16 protein-coding genes are annotated in these 20,681 nt (G+C 37.5%); 1 reads left to right on the top strand and 15 read right to left on the bottom strand.

Features of this window, described 5'->3' with window-relative positions; all coding sequences use genetic code 11:
• Window positions 1-100: 100 nt before the first annotated feature.
• From I6U49_RS01695 to I6U49_RS01625, 15 genes are all read right to left on the bottom strand, one after another.
• Window positions 101-334 carry a hypothetical protein gene (locus I6U49_RS01695; protein WP_193711370.1) on the bottom strand — a complete coding sequence of 78 codons (234 nt, stop codon included), beginning with the start codon at window positions 332-334 and terminating at the stop codon, window positions 101-103.
• Between the two features lie 94 nt (window positions 335-428).
• Window positions 429-968, bottom strand: coding sequence for a DUF420 domain-containing protein (locus I6U49_RS01690; RefSeq protein ID WP_198627345.1), 540 nt, complete (start codon window positions 966-968; stop codon window positions 429-431).
• Window positions 965-1,702, bottom strand: coding sequence for an SCO family protein (locus I6U49_RS01685; RefSeq protein ID WP_198627344.1), 738 nt, complete (start codon window positions 1,700-1,702; stop codon window positions 965-967). Before I6U49_RS01685 ends, I6U49_RS01690 begins: the two co-directional genes overlap by 4 nt.
• A 2-nt stretch (window positions 1,703-1,704) precedes the next feature.
• Entirely contained in the window at window positions 1,705-2,349 is a 645-nt protein-coding gene (locus I6U49_RS01680; RefSeq protein ID WP_193711373.1) for a hypothetical protein, read from the bottom strand.
• Between the two features lie 87 nt (window positions 2,350-2,436).
• Window positions 2,437-2,799, bottom strand: a complete 363-nt coding sequence (locus tag I6U49_RS01675; protein WP_193711374.1) for a cytochrome C oxidase subunit IV family protein — start codon at window positions 2,797-2,799, stop codon at window positions 2,437-2,439.
• A gap of 18 nt (window positions 2,800-2,817) precedes the next feature.
• On the bottom strand, window positions 2,818-3,798 hold the full coding sequence (locus I6U49_RS01670; protein ID WP_198627343.1) for a cytochrome c oxidase subunit 3: 981 nt from the start codon (window positions 3,796-3,798) through the stop codon (window positions 2,818-2,820).
• A 47-nt stretch (window positions 3,799-3,845) separates the two neighbouring features.
• Entirely contained in the window at window positions 3,846-4,427 is a 582-nt protein-coding gene (locus I6U49_RS01665) for a cytochrome c oxidase subunit 3 (RefSeq protein ID WP_193711376.1), read from the bottom strand.
• Window positions 4,418-5,320 (bottom strand): heme o synthase, encoded by a 903-nt coding sequence (gene cyoE, locus I6U49_RS01660; protein ID WP_198627342.1) that lies wholly within the window; start codon window positions 5,318-5,320, stop codon window positions 4,418-4,420. The genes I6U49_RS01665 and cyoE overlap by 10 nt, the downstream gene beginning before the upstream one ends.
• Before the next feature lie 161 nt (window positions 5,321-5,481).
• Complete coding sequence (locus tag I6U49_RS01655; RefSeq protein ID WP_198627341.1) at window positions 5,482-7,584, bottom strand: gliding motility protein RemB; 2,103 nt, start codon at window positions 7,582-7,584, stop codon at window positions 5,482-5,484.
• A gap of 122 nt (window positions 7,585-7,706) precedes the next feature.
• A complete protein-coding gene (locus tag I6U49_RS01650; RefSeq protein WP_193711379.1) occupies window positions 7,707-8,429 on the bottom strand; it encodes an energy transducer TonB in 723 nt (240 codons plus the stop codon).
• 44 nt (window positions 8,430-8,473) lie between these two features.
• On the bottom strand, window positions 8,474-8,896 hold the full coding sequence (locus I6U49_RS01645) for a VanZ family protein (protein WP_193711380.1): 423 nt from the start codon (window positions 8,894-8,896) through the stop codon (window positions 8,474-8,476).
• Complete coding sequence (gene gcvH / locus I6U49_RS01640) at window positions 8,868-9,248, bottom strand: glycine cleavage system protein GcvH (protein ID WP_193711381.1); 381 nt, start codon at window positions 9,246-9,248, stop codon at window positions 8,868-8,870. The genes I6U49_RS01645 and gcvH overlap by 29 nt, the downstream gene beginning before the upstream one ends.
• Before the next feature lie 62 nt (window positions 9,249-9,310).
• Entirely contained in the window at window positions 9,311-16,456 is a 7,146-nt protein-coding gene (sov, locus tag I6U49_RS01635; protein ID WP_455431169.1) for a T9SS outer membrane translocon Sov/SprA, read from the bottom strand.
• A gap of 25 nt (window positions 16,457-16,481) precedes the next feature.
• Window positions 16,482-17,063, bottom strand: coding sequence for a Holliday junction branch migration protein RuvA (gene ruvA / locus I6U49_RS01630; RefSeq protein ID WP_193711383.1), 582 nt, complete (start codon window positions 17,061-17,063; stop codon window positions 16,482-16,484).
• 203 nt (window positions 17,064-17,266) lie between these two features.
• Entirely contained in the window at window positions 17,267-19,552 is a 2,286-nt protein-coding gene (locus tag I6U49_RS01625; protein WP_198627339.1) for an NADP-dependent malic enzyme, read from the bottom strand.
• Between the two features lie 220 nt (window positions 19,553-19,772).
• On the opposite strand from I6U49_RS01625, the gene I6U49_RS01620 reads away from it, so the two are divergent.
• Complete coding sequence (locus I6U49_RS01620) at window positions 19,773-20,666, top strand: IS1595 family transposase (protein ID WP_198627338.1); 894 nt, start codon at window positions 19,773-19,775, stop codon at window positions 20,664-20,666.
• The last annotated feature ends 15 nt before the right edge of the window (window positions 20,667-20,681 follow it).

Here is a 20,681-nt window from a genome sequence, read left to right as displayed (position 1 = left end):
ATAAAATTACAGGTTACTAACTTTTAGAAAAAGCGTTACCAATAAGACTCTATCACAATGAAAAAGTTACAATATTTTTAAGAAAAAAAATTAGGCTTTCTTAAACTTTCTGAATTTTCTTAGCCTTTTTTCTAGATCGGTAGATAAAGAAACCTAAAGCACCAACCAATAAATATGGAAATGCCATGAGGTAAAGGATACCATTATTAATACCTTTAGCTGCGCTTTGGTCGGTATCACTTTCAAGAACCGCACGACACATAGAACATTGTGCATTGGCCAGCTCGGGCACTAGAATTAGCAGGAAGATAAAAATTAAAAACTTAAGTTTCATAATGGTAATTTCAGACTACAAATTTAAGAATTTTCCCAAACAACTGTTTAGTATAGCTGTTAAGTCTTAATTTCTTCAAGAAGAAGATAGACTACTAATAATAGGGAAACATAAAAATATATACCAACACCCCTGTAATTGCTACATACAGCCATATAGGGAAGGTCCATCGGGCAATTTTTGCGTGCTTTTCATATTCTCCCGTTAAACCTCTGTACATTGTAAAAAGTACTAATGGTACAATAATAGCCGAAAGTACAATATGCGTAATAAGAATAAAGAAATAGACAGGTCGCAAAATACCCTCGCCGCCATACGGGACAGGATCATTACTTATTTTTGAGATTACATAGCTCACCAAAAATATAGCTGAAAGCACAAAAGCAGTAATCATAACATTACGATGTAGCTTATATTCTTTAATATTCATAAAGAAATACCCCAGCATTAACAGAATGGCGGTAGACCCATTTAATACCGCATGGAAAAATGGGAAAGTGCCTGCCTGGGTGCCAAATATATTATAGCGTTCAGGTAAATACATTAAAACAAGTACCAGGGCTGGGACCAATATAGATAAACCAATTATTACCGGTACTGCGATTTTATCTACTTTTGTTAGTGTTCTTTTCACAATAGCTTTTTAATATCTTCGATTAAAATATCAATTTGAGGCTCTTCCTCACCCTCTACTACAGATTTCTTTCTTTCTACAGATCCACGATAATAAATTATAGGATTTCCAAACCTATCCAGGCGCGATCTAATGTAACCCTCCTTATCTACCAAGGCAAACAAGCCCTGATGCGCAAAACCACCGGGAACTTCACTATTTTCTCCTGCATAAATATTAAAACCACCATTGGCAAGCCCATAAATAGCTTCTCTTTCGCCGGTCAATAAATTCCAATTAGGATGATTTATCCCATAGTTTTCTGCATAAGATTTTAAAACCTCAGGGGTATCATGTTTTGGATCTATAGAAAAGGAAGCAATTCCGAAATCATTTTTATTTTTAAATTCTTCCTGAATTTCAACCAAATTTTGGTTCATTATTGGGCAAATTGTAGGGCAGGTAGTAAAAAAGAACTCCGCCACATATACCTTCCCCAAGTAATCTATATTGGTTATGGTATCTCCATCCTGATTTATCAATTGAAAATCTGGTGCTTTTTTCTTTTTACCGTTAACCTCTATATAAGTTAAGGGTTTACTGTTATTAGATGTCTTGTCTGCGCCCTTAACATTTAACCTATCGGCCTTCACCACTTCATCCCCGGCAATGGTACTTACAATTTTAGGAATAAAAATAATCCCAAAGATCAAAATAGTTAGGGAAAGGCCTATGTAAGAATATTTTCTCTTCATTTTTAATTATTTTCTCTATCGGCGTTATTCTTTTTTAAAGCTAACCTATATTCAGCAAGAATCACTTTAACATCATCATTCATTTTATCGCTTAACTCTGCAACAGACCTTGAATCGTATCCATAAACTTTTCCAAAATCTTCATCGTCATCCCTGCCTCTTAAATTAAATTCTTTATCCACAATAAAAACATAGGGAGTATAAGTGCCTTGCAGGGTGTGCGGAGTCTTAAAGCTATTAAAGGTTTCTTTTATAGCCTTAGGTGTACCAAAAACAAACCTCCATTTTTGAGTTTCTGAAATACCGCTGAATTCTTCTTTAAATTTCCTGGCCTCTTCACGCGCTACCTCGGGAAGCACTACAATAAATTGAAAATCGTCGAATTCGTAGTATTTCTCGAGTATTTTTTGATCAAGATTAAAGGTATTCCCTTTTAAGTCATCGAGCTTTTCACCAAAAAAAGCAACGATACTAATTTTATCTTTGAAAGTAACTGTGTTTCCTTCCAGGTCTTGAAATTCAGAAACGTCATTAACCTCTTCGGTTAAAACAGGCAATTTCGCAAAGTTATTTTGCCCTGAAGCAAAAAACATATAAGCAATAATAGGTAATGCAAAGAGTACCAAAAGCACAAAAAACTTTTTCATATCCTATATTTAAAAGTGGCACAAAAATAAAAAGACGGTTTAACAAAACCGCCTTTCTGTACTTTTTTAACTTTTAAGTTCTTTGTCCTAGAAATCCCAGGATACATAACCATTATTAAAGACCTCATAAATATAATCCCCTTCAGTTAAAAGGATAAATATAAGGTAGCTAATAAGAAAAACTGCCGTCCATACTATAGCTCTTCGCAAACCTTTAGTTTCTCCTTCTAAATGCATAAAAGACCAGGCAATATAATAGGCTTTATATATAGTTAGGATAATAAAAATCCAGTTTAGGAGCGACATGCTCAAAAAAGAAGTATCTGTTAGAAATTCGGGTTTAAAAATCCCCAGAACAACTTCAACAATTGTAACTATGGAAAGTATTACAAATACCGTCCAAATCCTTTTTGTATTAGATTCGTGTTGATGTGCTGTATCGTGTGCCATTTTTATTTATTTCTAAAATTAAACCAGGTAAAAGAATGTAAAAACAAATACCCAAACTAAATCCACAAAGTGCCAGTAAAGACCAACCTTTTCTACCATCTCGTAATTCTTTCTACGCTCGTAAGTACCCAAAATAACATTAAAGAAAATTATAATGTTAATAAGCACTCCTGTAAATACGTGAAAACCATGGAAACCGGTAATAAAGAAAAAGAAGTCTGCAAACAACGGCGGGCCATATTCATTACGGGTAAGGTTAGCTCCCTCTATTACACCTACAGCTTCACTGTTTAACTTAGTAATAGATTCTTCACGAGAGAGAATGGTTTTCTCCCCCTCTTCGTTCATTATTTGTGTTCTTATAAGAAGATCTGAATTTTCTCCAAAGCCTGCTTTCACTTCTTCTATAGAGTAAGAAGGCAAAGATTTTTCGCTCTCAAACCAAACCCCGTTTCTCGCCTCATGCTCTACTCTGGGTGAAGCCTGAGAAGCAGCTACATCAGAAAGTGCTACACGATGGCCCTCACTATCTACAAACTGCAGTATATTACCACCTTCTGTATAAACAGCACCATAAGTACCATTGATAAAGTTTTTCCATTCCCAGGCTTGAGAACCAAGGAAAATAACACCACCAATAATAGTAAGAAACATATAAAATGTAACTTTTCCTTTCTTGAGTTGATGACCAGCATCTACTGCCAAAACCATAGTTACTGACGAGAAGATAAGAATAAAGGTCATTAACGCCACATAGTACATTGGAGCGTCTACACCATGTAAAAAAGGAAAGTGATTAAAAACTTCATCGGCAATTGGCCAAGAGTCCATAAATTTAAATCGGGAAAATCCATAAGCTGCAAGAAAACCAGAGAAGGTAAGTGCATCAGAAACGATGAAAAACCACATCATCATTTTGCCATAGCTAGCTTTTAAAGGCTCATTTCCACCACCCCAGGTTTTACCTTCGGTGCCTGTTCTAACAACAGTAGCTTCCATAGAAGAGTTTTTAATTTTTAAGTATTGCGCAAAAATACGCAATTTTATTATTTAAAGAAATATAAAAATACAAACAGGTATATCCACATAAGATCAAGAAAATGCCAAAAAGTGCCACCTAGCTCAATACCAAGCATTTGACCTTTTTTATATCTTTGTTTAAAATGGTTATAAATTACCACTAAAAGCGTGATCACACCTACAGCCAAATGCACTAAATGCACTAAAACAAGCACATAAATAAAGGAAGTGGTAATACTACTTTCGCTTCCGGTAAAGTAATAGCCTTTAGCTATAATCTCAGAAAACCCATTAAATTGCAGCACCATAAACAGCACAGCCAGGACCAGGGTGCCAATCAACATCGCCGAGGCATTTCTTCGGTTTCCAGACAAAATGCTTTGTTTTGCCAGAATAAAAGTAATACTACTCAAAACTATTACAAGGGTACTCCAAAAAAAAGCAGATGGCAATTCGAATTCTGTTAGCCAATCTGGCCTTGTTTTACTCACAACATAAGCACTTGTTAATCCACCAAAGGTCATGATCATGCTTATTATCCCAAACCAGAGCATCATTTTCTTAGCCCTGTCATATTTATGCTTTTCTTCACCTTGAGTTAAATCCATTGTCTTATAAATTTATCTAAAACATATACAATTTGTAGCAGCGTAATATAAGATACACTCGCAAACATTAATTTTTTTGCGGCCTGGGCAGTTTTTTCTTTATACAACCTTATCGCATAATACAGCATTCCCAAACCAAGTAAAAGAATAACGACACCTGCGACGGGAGTTAGAAAAAGTTTATCTGTAACCCCAAATACCGGAACTAATGACACTAAAACAGTCCATACTGAATAAAGAATAATCTGTATAGCCGTTCCCTTATCCCGTTTTCCGGTAGGCAACATAAAAAAGCCACCTTTTTTATAGTCGTCGTACAACCACCAACCAATTGCCCAAAAATGCGGAAACTGCCAAAAAAATTGAATCATAAACAAAGTACCCGGCTCTATACTAAAATCTCCGGTAGCAGCAACCCAACCCAACATAAAAGGAATTGCCCCGGGAATAGCTCCTACAAATACAGATAATGGGGTTTTAGTCTTAAGAGGCGTATAAACACTTACATATATAAAAATACTTATTGCCCCAAACATCGCAGTCTTTGGGTTAATAATATATAAGACTACAAGTCCGCAAATAGTAAAAACACTGGCAATTAAAAAAGCAGTACTTACCGACATTCTTCCACCCGGAATAGGACGATTTTTAGTACGATCCATAAGGGCGTCTAAATTACGCTCTATAATCTGGTTATAGGCATTTGACGCTCCAACCATAAAGTAACCACCAACAGCCAAAAGGAAAACGGTCACAAAATCTATATTATCGGCTCCTAAAAAATATCCTGCTACCGATGAAAAAACAACGCTTACAGCAAGCCTTACTTTGGTAATCTCTTTAAAGTCTGTTACGATAGAAGCCGAGGAAGTATGTACGCCGGTGCTGCTCAAAAATAGTTTTTTAAATTGGCGCAAAGATACTCCTTAATTAGGTTTTGGCAAGGGGGCAAAAATGTTAATTTTAAGCACTTAAGGATTTGCTGAAATATTGAAAGATAATTACCACTCACGACTTCCGGTAGTGGGTATAGATTTACCAGAGAAATCAGATTTTAATAATCGTAGTACCAGTTAAAAATATCGGTTCTTATACCAAAGTTTAACCAACTTGTGGTATTATCAAAATAAGAAGCTGTATCTAAACGAGGATTAAAAGAACGATATATAAAGCTCCCGTATAATTTTAAATTCGTTGCCGGGTTTACAATATAACCGGCTTCAATACTACCAAACAAAGATTTAGTGGTATTTCCCTGGCCAACTTTCACTCCAGCATCAAACGGACGTTGCCGTTCACTACTATAAATATCACCACCATAAGCCTGCGCATCGGTATAGTCGAAACCGCGTTTACCATAAATCACTTTAGCATTTCCATACCACCTGTTTTTCTTATAACGAGCAATAGCAAGTATTTCCCTAAAATTAGCACCCCATAAATGAGCCATAGATTGGTTATTATGGCCGTAATTTAAAACTCCGGTATTATGCGAATATGTATAAGGACGCACCTGGTTATATTCAAGCTGAAGATAAAGCCCCGGCACCTTAAACGCATCAAAATATTTGACCCCCAGTTGGTAACCAAGTTTATTCTTCCAGCTTTGCTGCCCTCCGAATACATCGGAAGTAGAAAATTCGTCTATTACAAATTGGCCATACGCGTTTATAGTGTTTGAAAACTTATATTTTGAAGAAAGCCCAATAATAGCATTTCCACCCCTGGCGCCGGTAGAAAACTCAATAGCCCTATAAAAAATTACCGGGTTCAAATAATTTAAATCGAAGCCCCGGTTGTTATCATTTTCCCAAACCACAGATTCAAACAAACCAATATTAAGCCTTTTGGTAACATTATAGCTTAAATAATGACTTGCCATATATTTTGTCCTAAAAGAACCACTGGCCGTAACTTCTGGCCGCACATCTCGCAAAGACATCCAGGTATTGGTATATTTCAGCTTCCAAAATGTAGTATTCAGTTTAAAATATGGATAAGGCGAAGCATTATCGCTCATTAAAAGCGACCTATAGCCATCCCCTATAAAATTCTTGCCGTGTCCAAACTGCAAATTAAAAAATTTATTGGGCGTGTAAGACAAGTATCCTTCGGCTACAGGATAATCATAACCTTCATCCATAAAAGGTTTAGCAATACCTCTACCGGGAATTATAGCAGGATCTCCCCCATCTGGCCTTAAAGATTCTGCAAAACGATTATAATAGTCGGCAAACCTACCTTGATTCTCGTAAGCAACGGTATAAAAATTAAGCTTCTTACCTAACCCACCCTGAAAAACTAGCGCCCGGGTATTATTATAGGTAAAATCGAAGTCTTTTTGCTGAAAATCTTTACCTAACTGAAGATCTAAAGCAAAATCTAAAGTAAACCAATAATCTTCGGTTTGAAATTGCGCCAGATGCTCATTAAGCAATTTGCGACCTAACCATGAATTTACCTTCTTAAGCTGAGTATCTTCTTCCTTTTTGAAATTATAATACTTAGAAACCTCAGAAAAAAGTAACGGTTTTGAAGCAGCATGTATATTGACGCCAATCCTATTAAATTCAGCATCAAACCGACTATAATATTCATGAGAAAGCGGGATATTTATCTGGCTCTCATACCTAGGCCGTGTAAATTTGCCGGGTTGAATTTCATCATATTCATTATCAATGTCATTATCAGTCTGAAATAATACCGATTCGCTTTTATGATTCCCTTTATAAGCCTGTTGAAATTGTTCCAGGTTTAAAGATAGTGGAATTTTAACCGGCATTCTAAACTGAGCAAAAACGGGCCTGGCATTGTAAGTAGCCGGCTGTATTATAGGAAGCATATTAAAAACACGCTGCATCTCTTCTTTCAACTCAACGTAGGCTGCATCTAAATAAAGTACCTGAAAATCACCAAATTTATCAACTTCAAAAACCACCTTCACCTCTCCCCTATAATCCTCATCAATCACTTTAGAAGGAACGGTATAATTAGCAAGGATAAACTCGCGTAAAGTATTCTTAAAGCAAGCTTCTTTATTTTCAAAATCTACGGTGGAGCATTGCGGAAATTCAGGAAAGCGCTGAACATTGCTTTGAGCCTGGAATTTAAAATTATTTATAATTAATAAAACCAGAAGAAACAAATAGCTCTTCATACTCAAATTGAAGAAAGGTTGGTTACACTCTGGAAATATACATTTTTTTGAATAGAGTAAACCGGTATAAACAAAAAAATCCCGGGAACAAGCCCGGGATTCAATATCAAAAAAAACTTTATTTAGTCCTGTACCTGGAATACAATAGGTAGCGAGTACATAACTCCAACCGCTTTTCCTCTTTGTTTCCCTGGTTGCATTTTCGGCAATTTATTAATTACTCTTGCAGCCTCACGTTCTAATCTTGGGTGCGGTGCACGAGACATTACGTTAGTAATATTTCCCTTTTCATCAATTTTAAACTGAACAATCACTCTATTTACACCCGAAAGACCTAGCTCTGCACCAAGATCTGTATCAAAGTTACGGTTTACAAACTGACTGATTTTTTTACTCATACATTGCTTGCGCTCTTCATTATTTTTCAGGTTTTCACAACCTGGGAAAATTGGCACATCTTCAATAACAGCAAAAGGCACATCTGCCACTTCTTCTTCTACAGGAGCCTCAACAACTTCCTCTACTTCAACAATCTCTTCAAGATTTGTTTCTGTAGATTCAATCTCATCTTCCTCAACCTCTTCTTCATCCTCTACAACCTCAATAATCTCTGGCGCTGGAGGCGGCGGAGGTGGTGGCGGAGGTGTATTCTGCATCTCGGTAATTGGGATTTCTTCATCGTCTAAATCGTCCATACTTAACTGGCCGGTATCAATGGCTTCCTTGTCATAAGTCTTCCATTCAATAGCACGCCAGGTAATTAATAGGACCAGGACAAGCCCCAATTGGAGAAACAGCACGCTCTTTCTCTTTAAATCGGCTTTTGGATTTTTCTTTGGTTCCATAATTGGTTATTGATTAATAAGGATTGCTAAAATAAATATTTTTTCTAAAAAACTAAATTAATCTTGCTATTTAACCTTTTTAGACTTCTTTCAAAGAAAAGAAAGATAATAACAGCAAGCAAAACACCAGTGGTATTAGCCAAAATATCAAACCAATCTGGTTGACGATAACTGGTGAGCACTCCTTGTAAAAGCTCAATTAACATACCAAACAGCACTGCAAGGCCTGCAATTTTAAAAAGGTTACTCTTATAAGTATTTTTAGGTTTATTTTTCAACATAAAATATACCTTCCACAATACCAATAACCCAAAATAAGCTACAAGGTGTAAAAGTTTATCTGTAGGATTAAAACTTCCAACACTAATTTTACCAAGTTTCACCAAAGACGAAACCGTTAGTAAAACTGTGTAGGAACAAGCTACAAATAAAGCAATTCTAGTTACCAAGAATTTCTTTATAAGCATCTGCGCTTAAAAGTTCTTCCAACTGAGATTCATCAGAAAATTTCACTTTAATCATCCAACCTTCTCCGTAAGGGTCTGAATTCACTTTTTCAGGCTCGTCTTCAAGACTTTCATTAAATTCAATAATCTCTCCAGAAATTGGCAAATACAGGTCTGAAACGGTCTTTACCGCTTCTACAGTACCAAACACCTCTTCTTTATCAAGGGTCTCATCCAGGGTTTCTACTTCTACATAAACGATGTCTCCCAATTCGCTTTGAGCGAAATCTGTAATACCTATTGTAACAGTATCACCTTCTACCCTGATCCATTCGTGATCTTTGGTATACTTTAAATCTTGTGGAATATTCATTGGTTCTATTTTATATTGGAGCAAAGTTAATTTTTTAAAGCAATACTTCAAACAAGGCTCAATTAATTTCCAAAATTATATCTAAGTGTAATTCCCGATCTTATAGTTGTTTGCGGGAAAGCGGTAGAAACAGCATATTCAGAGAAATTATGCTCATAATAAAATATAGCTGTTAAGTTGCTGGAAATGGCATAATCTGTAGTAAAATTAAGGCGCCAAATATCCTGCCCGGCAATCACCTGGCTGGTTTCCAAATCAAGGTACCTAATAATACTTTTATTCCTTCTAAAAGAAACATCAGCTTTAAAGTTAAGGTCGCTGCTTAAAATTCTATTTCGCCCACCAAGACCAGTTGCGATTTTTAGATCCTTTATTCTGTAGCCTGCGCCAAAAATATATTCATTTCCGGTAGTTTCAGTAAGCAGGTTATTATCAAAGCTTAAAGAAAGCATTCGGTCTTTCCTAACTTCGGCCAACAATTGAATGGCATTTTTAGTTTCCAGGTCTAACCGAAATAATGGTGTAAACAATTCAGTTAAAACAATATTTGAATACAACATAGGGCTTTTAAAATCCCCTGCCTGGTTAGTATCAAATTCGTTATCCGGGTCATAATCTAAATTGGTTTGAAACTGGTTAATAGTATGATTGGATTGGTAACCGTGATTTATTGAAAACCTTCTAAATTTATCCCTAAACCAACCAATACGCATTAACCCGGTATACTTTAGATTCCAATTTGGCAAAGGCATATCCCTAAATGCACCTAATTTAACATCTTCAGGATCTTTACCCGCGTAAGCTGAAACAAAAGCAGGAAGCAAAACAGCCTGGCTTGTTTTTCCTATTCCCTTTGGAAAACCATCTTCATCTACATCGTTAGGATCTAAACCACGTTCCCTGGCTATTCTTCTTGCAATGGTCAAACGATTTTCCCTAAAGTTTTCAAATGTTGCTGAAGATTGCTCGTTAGATTGATTGAATGCAGTTTTTATAAGAATTGTAGAAATATTAAAGTTCCCATAATTATATGGTGTTAAGGGAATATATTCAAGCGTAGTTGGATTTACCCTATAATTTTCTGAATAATTTTCTGAATAATTCCTACTCGCACTAACATCTACAGTAAGGTCTGGGATAATATCAAGGGAAGCCTGCACATCTAATTGCTCGTTCTTTAAAGTAGAATACTGCTGATTAAAATTTTGGAATAAGGTTAACCAACCTCTTCTAGCAGCATTGTACCTAATTTCGTCCTGCCAACCAAAAGCAAAACCGGCACTGGGTCGTAAAGTTCCCATAAAGCCAACACTAGGGGTATAGCCGGGAAGAAAAGTACCTTCATTTTGCCTATAGTTTATTTGCAACCTACTTAACACCGTTACAAAATCTACAAAAGTATTAAAGCCTTTACTTGTTTTTTTAACCACCTCAGCATTCTGCCCGGCCTGTCTATCTTGAGGCGCCCCATCTAAAGTAGGCACACCTGCACTACGCTGCTTTATGGTCTTGTTACCCCTGCCTTCTTTCTTTTCAAGCCCTAAATAAGAATACAAAGACTCCATATCAAGATTGGCATTTATTTGATGGGAACTCGAGTTTTGCACGCTATTCCCTATATCAGGAATATTTTCCAGGTTTTCGTAAATACGGGAGCCACGTTGCCATTGAAAATCACCCGTATAGGAGTATGTTGCATTTATAAAATCCAGTACCGGAATTTTATCAAAAGGAAGGTCATAATTTACCTGTAAATTTTGGTAATGTAAATCTGGAGTACCTATGCTGAAAAAATCATCCCAAACCCCAATAGTGTTATCGGCAAAACCTTCTTCATCTATATAGTTTCTAACAATTCTATTATTTGAGGCATTAAAAGCAAAATTTAATGAATTTGTAAGGTTGTAGTTTATACCATACTCCCAGTTAAACAAATAATTTCGCTGGTAAAGGGTAGGAATTCCTAAATCTTCATCTGAAAGCTCCAGCGATCTAAATTTCTGCTCGTTGTACTGTCTTAAAATGGTAGAACTTGCATTTATGTTAGACGGCAATAAATTCACATTAAAATCTCTTACCAAAGAATAATAATCGCTACTATCTAATGCCGAAATATTTTTAAAAGGCTCTACTTGTTTAGGCTCGAAGTTAAACTCGTAAGTAGCCCCTGCACGCACATTCTGACTTAAAGATTCTTCTATTTCAAAATCCCTGTGATCTACCTGATTGTAAGAAGTTGTAAAAGCAAAGTTTTCAATATCATAGGGCATAGGCTTTGCTTCACCTGTACGTTCTTTTCGCAAGCCAATAACATTTATGCTTTGGCGTTTTGTATAGGTTTGAGATTGTTTTTTTACGCGCTCTCTTTCTGCTGGATCTACAATATCGGCCAGGCGGGTTTCCAATTCTAAATCCAGAAATTCCTGGTCAAATTTTGGTGTAACCAGCTCCTCTCCCCTACTGTAATTAAAAGGAATTTTAACTCCCCATTTTTCCGGAAGCAATTGGCCAACATTAATATTGGTAACAACATCGTACTGCTGCGAATTTTCCCTGCTTCGCTGGTTTGGCCCCTGCTCTATGGTTCCAAAGCCTACAGTGCTTTTTCTACCCGTAGCGGCCAGCGTTGCAAAATCGGCCAGGTTTGTATCCATATTAATTATGGTTGCCCAGCCTCCTTCATTATCAAGATCTGAAAGCCTTAACTCATTAAACCAAACTTCTCCACACAAATCCTGCACCCCGCTGGTTGGCGTTCCATTTTTTAGCCCTAACATTAGCACCCTAACATTTCCAAAGCTGGGATTCCCTTTTATCCCAAGACGAAGCTTATCCATTTCATACGGATCTTCTTCATCTACCAGCTCCAGGCTTTCTGAAAAGAAGTTTAATTTACCGGCATTTAAAGCAGGGTCGCCAAGCACACTGGTTTTTACACGTTGCAATAAATCTAAAGGCAATTCCATTCTATTACCTTCAGGCCAAATTTCTTCGGCTGTCGTGGCTCCAAAAACAGTGGGGCTTAAAGGCACTTCAATCTGATAGTAATTATCGGTAAAATCGGTTCCCATTCTAATAAAAGCAACCAATTGGCCGTCCTTTAAAGGCGTCTTGTTCGGTAAAGATTCGGCGTGCAAAAACATTTCCAGTTTTTTATATTGCCGCATATCCAGCTGAAAGTTCTTATAGACCGCCCTGGAATCTTGTGGCTCTAGATCACAAACCCTAAGAGAAAGAGATTGTTCATTTTGCCTAATATTAGTATTATTCTCAAAAAGTTCTTCTCTAATCACCCCCGGAGGCAACACATAAGGTATGGGTTCCCGGTTTTCATTTTCTTCAATATTTACCGCTGAAACTTCAAAAAGAGTATTCTGATTTTCAGGAAGTACACTTCTATCCCTCAAACCACGATTATACCGTCTATAGTCTCCACGCACCAGCTCCATAGTTCCAAAACGCAATAAGGTCTTCTCTTCAAACCCACTAAGGAACATTCTCATAAACCGTATAGACCTATAATCTGCAATTCCCCCTTTAGCATCTGTTGGCTCGTATATTGGTATTTTAAACTGAAGCCAGCGCACGGGTAGTTCGTTTCCATTTCTAAGGGTAGTAGTAAGCTCTTTTTCGTCGGTTATATATTGATTATTTTCAATACCCATACCCGGAAAAAATGGTATTTCATACTCAAAATAACTATCTATGGTATTCATCGTGTTATCACGATTTACATCTTCTGTAGTAGGCAAAGTGGTGTTTCCCCTATTGGTATTCCCAACTTCCGGTGGTGAATTTCCATCGGGACCATTATACCTCTTATAACGGCTAACAATATCTCCAGTGGTATTTAAAAAATACTCGTAGTTATCGGCTGCAGGATCAGGAAAATTACTAAACTCGGGAAATTTCGCGGCTTCCTGTTCATCTGAAAGCCCATCGTAACCCACATCCTGATTTCGACGCTCTTCGCCTTCAGTATTAAACGCATAGATTAAAGATTGGTCTGCAGGAACTTTGGCCACCTGTGTTTCTATGGTATTCTCTGATCCACCACTGGCCGGCAAGCCATTTTCAAATTGCTTTCTACCATCTTTTAAAACATCTTCAGAAATATTCCCTAAATTAAAATTGATAGTTCCGCCAGAATTGCCATTATTTTCAGCATAAATATAAGGGTCCATCACCCAAAACTCTATAAACTCAACATTGCTCTGCTCAAAATTCGTGGTGTTTATTCCACGCATTATTCCTCCAAAATTTTGAGAAGGATTTGGCAAGTCTCCCTGTGTTGCCAGGGGATTAAAATTGTAAGGACCACGCTCGGTTGGGAAATAAGCCAGGTCCATAGTATATACCACCTGAGGTTGCCCCTGCACTACATCGGTATTTGGGAATATCTCACTGAGTGCTACCCTTCTTGTGGCGTAATTTGAAATATCGTTATCTGTAATTCCGTCTGGCCGTCTACTGCTATAAAATATAGGATCTATGGTATACCAGGCCAAACTTGCACGTCTATAGCCTACCTTAGCATCGCCATTAGCTAGTTCGCCACCAAAACCAAGGGGCACACTACTTAACTCCCAGCTAAGGGGAGAGCTAATATCTATGGTAGTTTGTGAAGCTTCAAAATCGTCTATATAAGTTGTCGCCTCTCCCTGAAAGTCGTTAACTGCGGGTGCTCCTGGTTGCAGGTATGCAAACTCCCCGGTAACAGAAAAATTAGAGGGGACATCGGTATCTACATTTGGTAATTTATTCACCAGCCTGGTAAACAAAGGAACTTCAGTAGAATAATTTATATTGAAACCAAAAATAGAATTGTTTATAGGCTCATAACTATAATTCGCTTTTTGAGTAAGTGGCCGTTCTTTTAGGTTTAAAAACGTTGCTCCCACCAAAAAATTTTCATTAAACTGATGTTCTACATTTATACCGGTAAAACGTTTGGTTTGTTGCCCAAACAAAGCATTATTTTCGGTATTTACCTGAATAGGAATATCTGAAGCCAATAGAGCTTCATCCAGAATTTGCACTCTTCCCAACTCGTAATTCACCACATAATCTACCCCTTCCTGCAAGACCCTTCCTCCTGCAGTTACGGTAACCGATCCGGGCGGGAGATTAAAACCAATTGGTATTCCTTCAACTTCCCCCGATTTATACCTTCCTTTTAACTGAAATTTATTTTTATCGGCATCTTCCTGCTCAGCCTGAGTCTTTGTGGTTCGGTATAAAGACCTAAAAACATATTTTTGCTGGTTAGCATTCCAGGTTTCGAGAATATTATAATCTTCGGTTCCGGAGTTTGGCGAATTATCTAATTTATCAAACAGATGTTTCCCAAAAGGTTCTACCGTAGTAAAAATAATATTCCCACTTTGTGGATCTATTGTTAAACCGGGCACATAATCAAAGAAACCATCGCCACCGTTTATGGGGTCGTTGTTATTATTAAGTTTATCTAAATTAAACACACGAAGCAAAGGCGTTTCGTTGACATCTTCCGGGAGGGCCACCGCTCCATCTCCTGCAGGCTTTATATAATTTAAAGGCTGCGGATCTGTATACAGAATATTCAACCTAAAATCGTCCCGCTCTAACTGATACGCACCAAGACTATAAATATTCTTCATCATTAAATCCCAAACAGGCTCATCTACATTGGTAATGGTGCTTTTAAGCATTTTTACCACTAGGTTTTGGTTTACCCGCTGGTTTGCACCGGGCTCGCCACCCGGGTTTTGTGCAGGATTATTATCTCCCGTGGCATTTACCCCGTCGTTAGCAAACTCCCCTACCTGATAAACTTCACCATTTACAGTATATTGGAATGCAACCGCTAGAATTTCGTCGTTGCTTAATCTCTGATTTAAAGATATGTATCCTAATTGAGTATTTAAGTTATATTCATTAGGTTGTAATTGCCGTGCATTCTCCAGTTTTACGTAATCCAAACCTTCTGAAACCTGTACTCCTCCAAAGCCATTATCTACCGTAGCCACATCGCGAATAGCCGGAGTTAAAACCGATTGGGCCGAACCATCTATCCCAAAAGGATTAAAATCGTTATTGGCATTATCTGGAAAGCTACCAGCCGGTTGGTTAAAAAATCCGGCAGGCACATTGTCAAGTCCGATGTTTCCGGGGATATTGGTTTCTCCAAGATCTTGAATCCCTACAATATTTCGGGTATCGGTAAGGTTTTGAACATTATTGGTTCGATTAGTTACCCAAACCTGAACTCTTTTAATTTGAATATTTGCATTGATAAACGGATAATCTTTGAGGGCTTCATCATAATGATCCCTAAAATAATGAGCGAGGAAGAAGTGCCTATCCTGATCGTAATCCAGGGCAAATTTTTCAAATTCTTCAACGGCAGCACCCCCTTCAACATTTACAGTACGACGCTCTGATTTTTGTTCAGAAAACACCCCCGTAATCCTGGTTTTCCCAAACTGCAATTCGGTTTTAAACCCAAATAAACTTTGTGCACCCTGCATTAAAGCATTGTTGAGCGGCATATTCACATTACCTACTTCTATCTTTCGCACTATATCATCTTCAGTAGGAGTATATTCAAGTTTTAATTGATTTTGAAAATCGAAGGTAGACTGAGTATCATAATTAGCAGTAATTTGCAAACGCTCCCCAACCTGCCCTAAAAGACTAAGGCTTATTCTCTGATCAAAATCAAAAGTGAGATTACTTCTATTTCTTGGGGAAAAAGCCGGGTTATCCTGTTTGGTATAAAGCAACCCGAGATCCATTTCTACGGTTCCCTGCGGAACAATATTAATTTCTGAACCCCCAAAAATACTTTCAAAGAAGTTATTGTTAACATAAAAATCGGGCAATAAATCTCGTTGTATTTCTTCGGAACCTTCTTTTCGACCTGCTTGCGCATCTATCTTCTGCTTAAAATAATTGCGCATTTCTTCATCCAGCACAAGATTTTCATACTCCTGAGGAGTTAAAATAAGCGGAATTGAAAGATCTATATCCCCTAATTTTTCCCGGTAAATATAACGGTCCAGAATAGGATCGTATTCATAAAAAGATGAAATAAGCTGTGAATCTGGCAGGGAAATTTCACTAAGAGTGTACCCCGTGTCAGTTGTATCCTGAGGGGTTTCCTGTGCATTGGAACTCAATGAAATTATCAATGACAACAACAAGCTGAGTCTAACCGAAGTTGACAATTTCAAGTAATTGTACCTCAATTCTTTACAGATTTTTTAAAGCCATTTTTATAATAGATTCTACGGTAGGGGCTTGAGAATCTTTCATGATTTTATCTACTACCCTGGTAGCCTGCTTTCTCGCAAAGCCCAGAGTCTCTAATGCAGATAACGCTTCTTCTTTTATTGTATTGTCCTGAGGAACAAAAACTTCGTCTTCCCCATAGACTTTTAATATTTTGTCTTTTAAATCTAAAATCACCCTTTGGGCAGTTTTAGCACCAATCCCCTTAACACTTTGTATAGTAGGCACATTGGCGTTAGCAATCGCTTCTTTTACCTGATTAGGCTCTAAAGAAGACAACATTGTTCTTGCTGTACTGGTACCTACTCCCGAAACCGATATTAATAACCTAAAAATATCCCGCTCTGATTTTTGATAAAAACCATATAACGTGTGGGAATCTTCCTTTACATGCAAATGGGTATAAATACTTATATTTTCGGAATCTGGAATTAGCGAAAAGGTATGTAAGGATATATGCACCATATACCCAACACCATTGCATTCAATAACTAAGTAGGTAGGATTCTTCTCTATTAATTGCCCCTTAAGATGATGAATCATATAATTTTAACTTAAGGATTCAAATGTAGTAAATAAAAGTTAAGCCCGAAACCTTTGTCCCGGGCTTAAATGCTATATTTCCACCTTATTTTACTCGATAATCGAGATTTATCCCTATAATTAAATTATCGGGACTCCGTGACTTGTCACGAAACACATAAATTCTTCCTATTTATTGCTTCGTTGACTGCCCACGAGGTTATTTACTTTTTTTGTTTCTTTTCCTTTTCCTGAGCATCTACAACCGTAATGGCCGTCATATTTACAATCTCTTCTACACTCGCCCCAAGTTGAAGAATATGTACCGGCCTGCGCATTCCCATCATAATTGGGCCAATAGAATCTACGTTATTCAACTCTTTTATAAGCTTGTAAGTACTATTGGCAGAATCCAGGTTTGGATATATTAAAGTGTTTACCTTTTTTCCGGCCAATTTTGAAAATGGAAATTTATTCTGAAGCATTTCACGATTAAGTGCAAAATCTGCCTGTAATTCTCCATCTACATTTAAGTCTGGTTGGTAACGATGTAGGTAAGCAACAGCATCTTTTACTTTAACAGCATGAGGATCTTTGGATGAACCAAAGTTTGCATAAGACATCATGGCTACCACCGGCTCTATCCCAAACAATTTTACTGTTCTGGCCGTCATTTGTGCAATTTTAGCAAGGTCTTTTGCAGGAGGATCTATGTTAATAGAAGTATCACTAATAAAAAGTGGACCTCGAGAGGTGTTCATAATATTGGTAGCCGCCACTCGAGTTACACCTGGAGCCATTCCAATAAGTTCAAGCATAGGTTTTACAACTGTTGGGTAGGCTCTTGAATAACCAGAAAGCAAGCCATCGGCATCTCCTTCGTTAACCATCATGGCTGCAAAGTAGTTGCGCTCACGCATTAATTTTTCAGCATCATACAAGGTAACCCCACTTCTACTCCTTGATTTCCAATATACCTTTGCGTATGCTTTTCGCTGATTTTCCTGATCATCAGCCTTAGGATCTATAATAAGAACATCTTCATTGAAGTCTATTTCTTGCATCAATTCTTTAATCACCTCACGTCGGCCCAGTAAAATAGGAATAGCGATTCCTTCATCCTGAACTATTTGCGCTGCCTTTAGTACATCTAAATGATCGGCTTCCGCAAAAACAATTCGTTTAGGGTTCATTTTAGCCCGGTTAAGCAATAACCTGGTAATTTTATTATCACTGCCCATTCTTTCAAGTAGCTCTTCTTCATAGCGCTCCCAGTCCTGAATGGGTTCTTTTGCCACCCCACTTTCCATTGCTGCTTTCGCAACGGCCGGCGGTACTTTAGCAATTAATCTTGGATCAAAAGGTTTGGGAATAATATAATCTGAACCAAAATTAAGTCTGGTTTCACCATAAGCAATATTTACCTGTTCCGGCACAGCTTCTTTGGCCAGCTCGGCCAGAGCTTTTACCGCAGCCATCTTCATCTCCTCATTTATTTTAGTAGCCCTAACATCTAAAGCTCCACGGAATATAAAAGGAAAGCCAAGTACGTTGTTCACCTGGTTTGGATGGTCACTTCTTCCCGTGGCCATAATAATGTCCTTACGCGTATCCATAGCCAATTGATAATCTATCTCCGGGTTCGGATTTGCCATGGCAAAAACAATAGGACGTTTTGCCATGCTTTTTAGCATTTCGGGAGAAACAATATTGGCAATAGAAAGGCCTACAAAAACATCGGCACCCTTCATGGCCTCTTCGAGTGTATCTATTTTTCTGGAAGTTGCAAATTCCATTTTTTCTTCAGAAAGTCCCGGACGGTCTTTTCTAATTACGCCTTTGCTGTCTGTCATTACAATATTCTCTGCTTTCGCTCCAAAGGCTTTATAGAGTTTTGTACAGGAAACCGCTGCTGCACCGGCACCACTTATCACGATTTTTGCTTTTTCTATCTTTTTCTTAGACAGCTCTAGTGCATTAAGCAAGGCTGCAGCCGAAATAATGGCTGTTCCATGCTGATCGTCGTGCATTACGGGAATATCAAGTTCTGCCTTTAATCTTTGTTCAATTTCAAAAGCTTCAGGAGCTTTGATATCTTCAAGGTTAATACCACCAAATGTAGGTGCAATGTTTTTTACGGTTTCTATAAACTTATCTACATCTTTGGTATCTACTTCAATATCAAAAACATCTATATCTGCAAAGATTTTAAAGAGCAAACCTTTTCCTTCCATAACCGGCTTAGATGCCTCAGGGCCAATATCACCAAGACCTAAAACCGCAGTCCCGTTAGAAATTACTGCAACAAGGTTGCCTTTTGTGGTATATTTATAAGCATTTTCTTTATCCTTTTCTATCTCGAGACAGGGCTCTGCAACTCCGGGTGAATAAGCCAGGGACAAATCTCTTTGGGTGGCGTACTTCTTGGTTGGTTTAACTTCTATTTTTCCTGGTTTTGGCTTTGCGTGATATACCAAAGCCTCTCTTCTTTTTCTAGGATTATTACTCATAATTTATTTTTTCTGCTAATTACAAAGGTAGTAAGCTTAGCTTCAATATTGTGTTTCTTAAGACAAAAGAAAAATAAATTTAGAAGAAAAGCCCCCAACTTAATTTTTTATGAAAAATCAATAATTGAAAACTGGTTTCTGTAAAATTATATGCGAAAAATAAAAGTTTAGAGGTCAGTATTTAAATACATATCTTTATTACCAGTAAATATATAAAAATATGGATATTTTTAAGGGTCAAAACCTTCTGGAGTTCTCTGATCGGTTCAAAACCGATGAGGATTGCAAGAAATACCTTGCTTCAATCAAGTCCAAAACCGGCTTTAAATGTACAAGATGTAATCACACTGCTTGCCAAGTACGGAAGGATTTTGCCAGGCAGTGCAATATTTGCCACCATATTGAATCCGCTACCGCAAACACCCTTTTTCACAAGGTTAAATTTGGTGTTCGCAAAGCATTTTTTATTTGTTTTGAGATGGCCACGACAACCAAAAGTTTATCAGCAAGTTATATGGCCGTGCGCTATGGGGTTACTGAAAAAACGGCGAGATTATTTATGTTGAAAGTTAGAGAAGCTATGGCTTCGAGTGGGAATGACCCTATGGATGGCGATGTTCACGTGGATGAATTTGTTATGGGCGGCAGGGACGAGGGGAAAATAGGAAGAAGTTATGATGGTAAGAAAAAGAAAGCAATCACGGCAGTGCAGTTGACCGAAGATGGAAAGGTAAAGCGGATGTATACCATGAAAATTGAAGATTTTTCAGCCCAGTCCCTTCAGTACATCTTTATCAACCATATAAGCCGCAAAGCTAAGGTAACCACTGATAAATGGCGTGGTTATAGGCCAATTTCCAAAGCATATGACATTACACAAATAGAAAGCAATAAGGGATTGAACTTTAAGGCAATTCACACCATGATACACCAAGTGAAATCTTGGATTAGAACCACTTATTCCTGGGTAAGCGATAAAAACCTGAACAGGTATTTTAACGAATTCTGTTTCAGGATCAACCGATCTCAGAGCAAAGCTACTATATTCAATAAGCTGATTACAAAAATGGTTCAGGGCAATGTCATATATCAATCCCAAATTATAAGTAACTAACTACTGACCTCTGTA

Source organism: Salegentibacter maritimus (assembly GCF_016236915.1).
GTDB lineage: Bacteria > Bacteroidota > Bacteroidia > Flavobacteriales > Flavobacteriaceae > Salegentibacter > Salegentibacter maritimus.
Note: the sequence above shows the minus strand (reverse complement) of the source record. Positions and strands in the feature narration are given on the sequence as shown.

Bases quoted from the DNA above. Each gene is read 5' to 3' on its own strand.
- I6U49_RS01695 (WP_193711370.1), bottom strand. From the start codon at position 334: ATGAAACTTAAGTTTTTAATTTTTATCTTCCTGCTAATTCTAGTGCCC.
- I6U49_RS01685 (WP_198627344.1), bottom strand. From the start codon at position 1,702: ATGAAGAGAAAATATTCTTACATAGGCCTTTCCCTAACTATTTTGATC.
- I6U49_RS01680 (WP_193711373.1), bottom strand. From the start codon at position 2,349: ATGAAAAAGTTTTTTGTGCTTTTGGTACTCTTTGCATTACCTATTATT.
- I6U49_RS01675 (WP_193711374.1), bottom strand. From the start codon at position 2,799: ATGGCACACGATACAGCACATCAACACGAATCTAATACAAAAAGGATT.
- I6U49_RS01670 (WP_198627343.1), bottom strand. From the start codon at position 3,798: ATGGAAGCTACTGTTGTTAGAACAGGCACCGAAGGTAAAACCTGGGGT.
- I6U49_RS01665 (WP_193711376.1), bottom strand. From the start codon at position 4,427: ATGGATTTAACTCAAGGTGAAGAAAAGCATAAATATGACAGGGCTAAG.
- I6U49_RS01655 (WP_198627341.1), bottom strand. From the start codon at position 7,584: ATGAAGAGCTATTTGTTTCTTCTGGTTTTATTAATTATAAATAATTTT.
- I6U49_RS01650 (WP_193711379.1), bottom strand. From the start codon at position 8,429: ATGGAACCAAAGAAAAATCCAAAAGCCGATTTAAAGAGAAAGAGCGTG.
- I6U49_RS01645 (WP_193711380.1), bottom strand. From the start codon at position 8,896: ATGCTTATAAAGAAATTCTTGGTAACTAGAATTGCTTTATTTGTAGCT.
- gcvH (WP_193711381.1), bottom strand. From the start codon at position 9,248: ATGAATATTCCACAAGATTTAAAGTATACCAAAGATCACGAATGGATC.
- ruvA (WP_193711383.1), bottom strand. From the start codon at position 17,063: ATGATTCATCATCTTAAGGGGCAATTAATAGAGAAGAATCCTACCTAC.
- I6U49_RS01625 (WP_198627339.1), bottom strand. From the start codon at position 19,552: ATGAGTAATAATCCTAGAAAAAGAAGAGAGGCTTTGGTATATCACGCA.
- I6U49_RS01620 (WP_198627338.1), top strand. From the start codon at position 19,773: ATGGATATTTTTAAGGGTCAAAACCTTCTGGAGTTCTCTGATCGGTTC.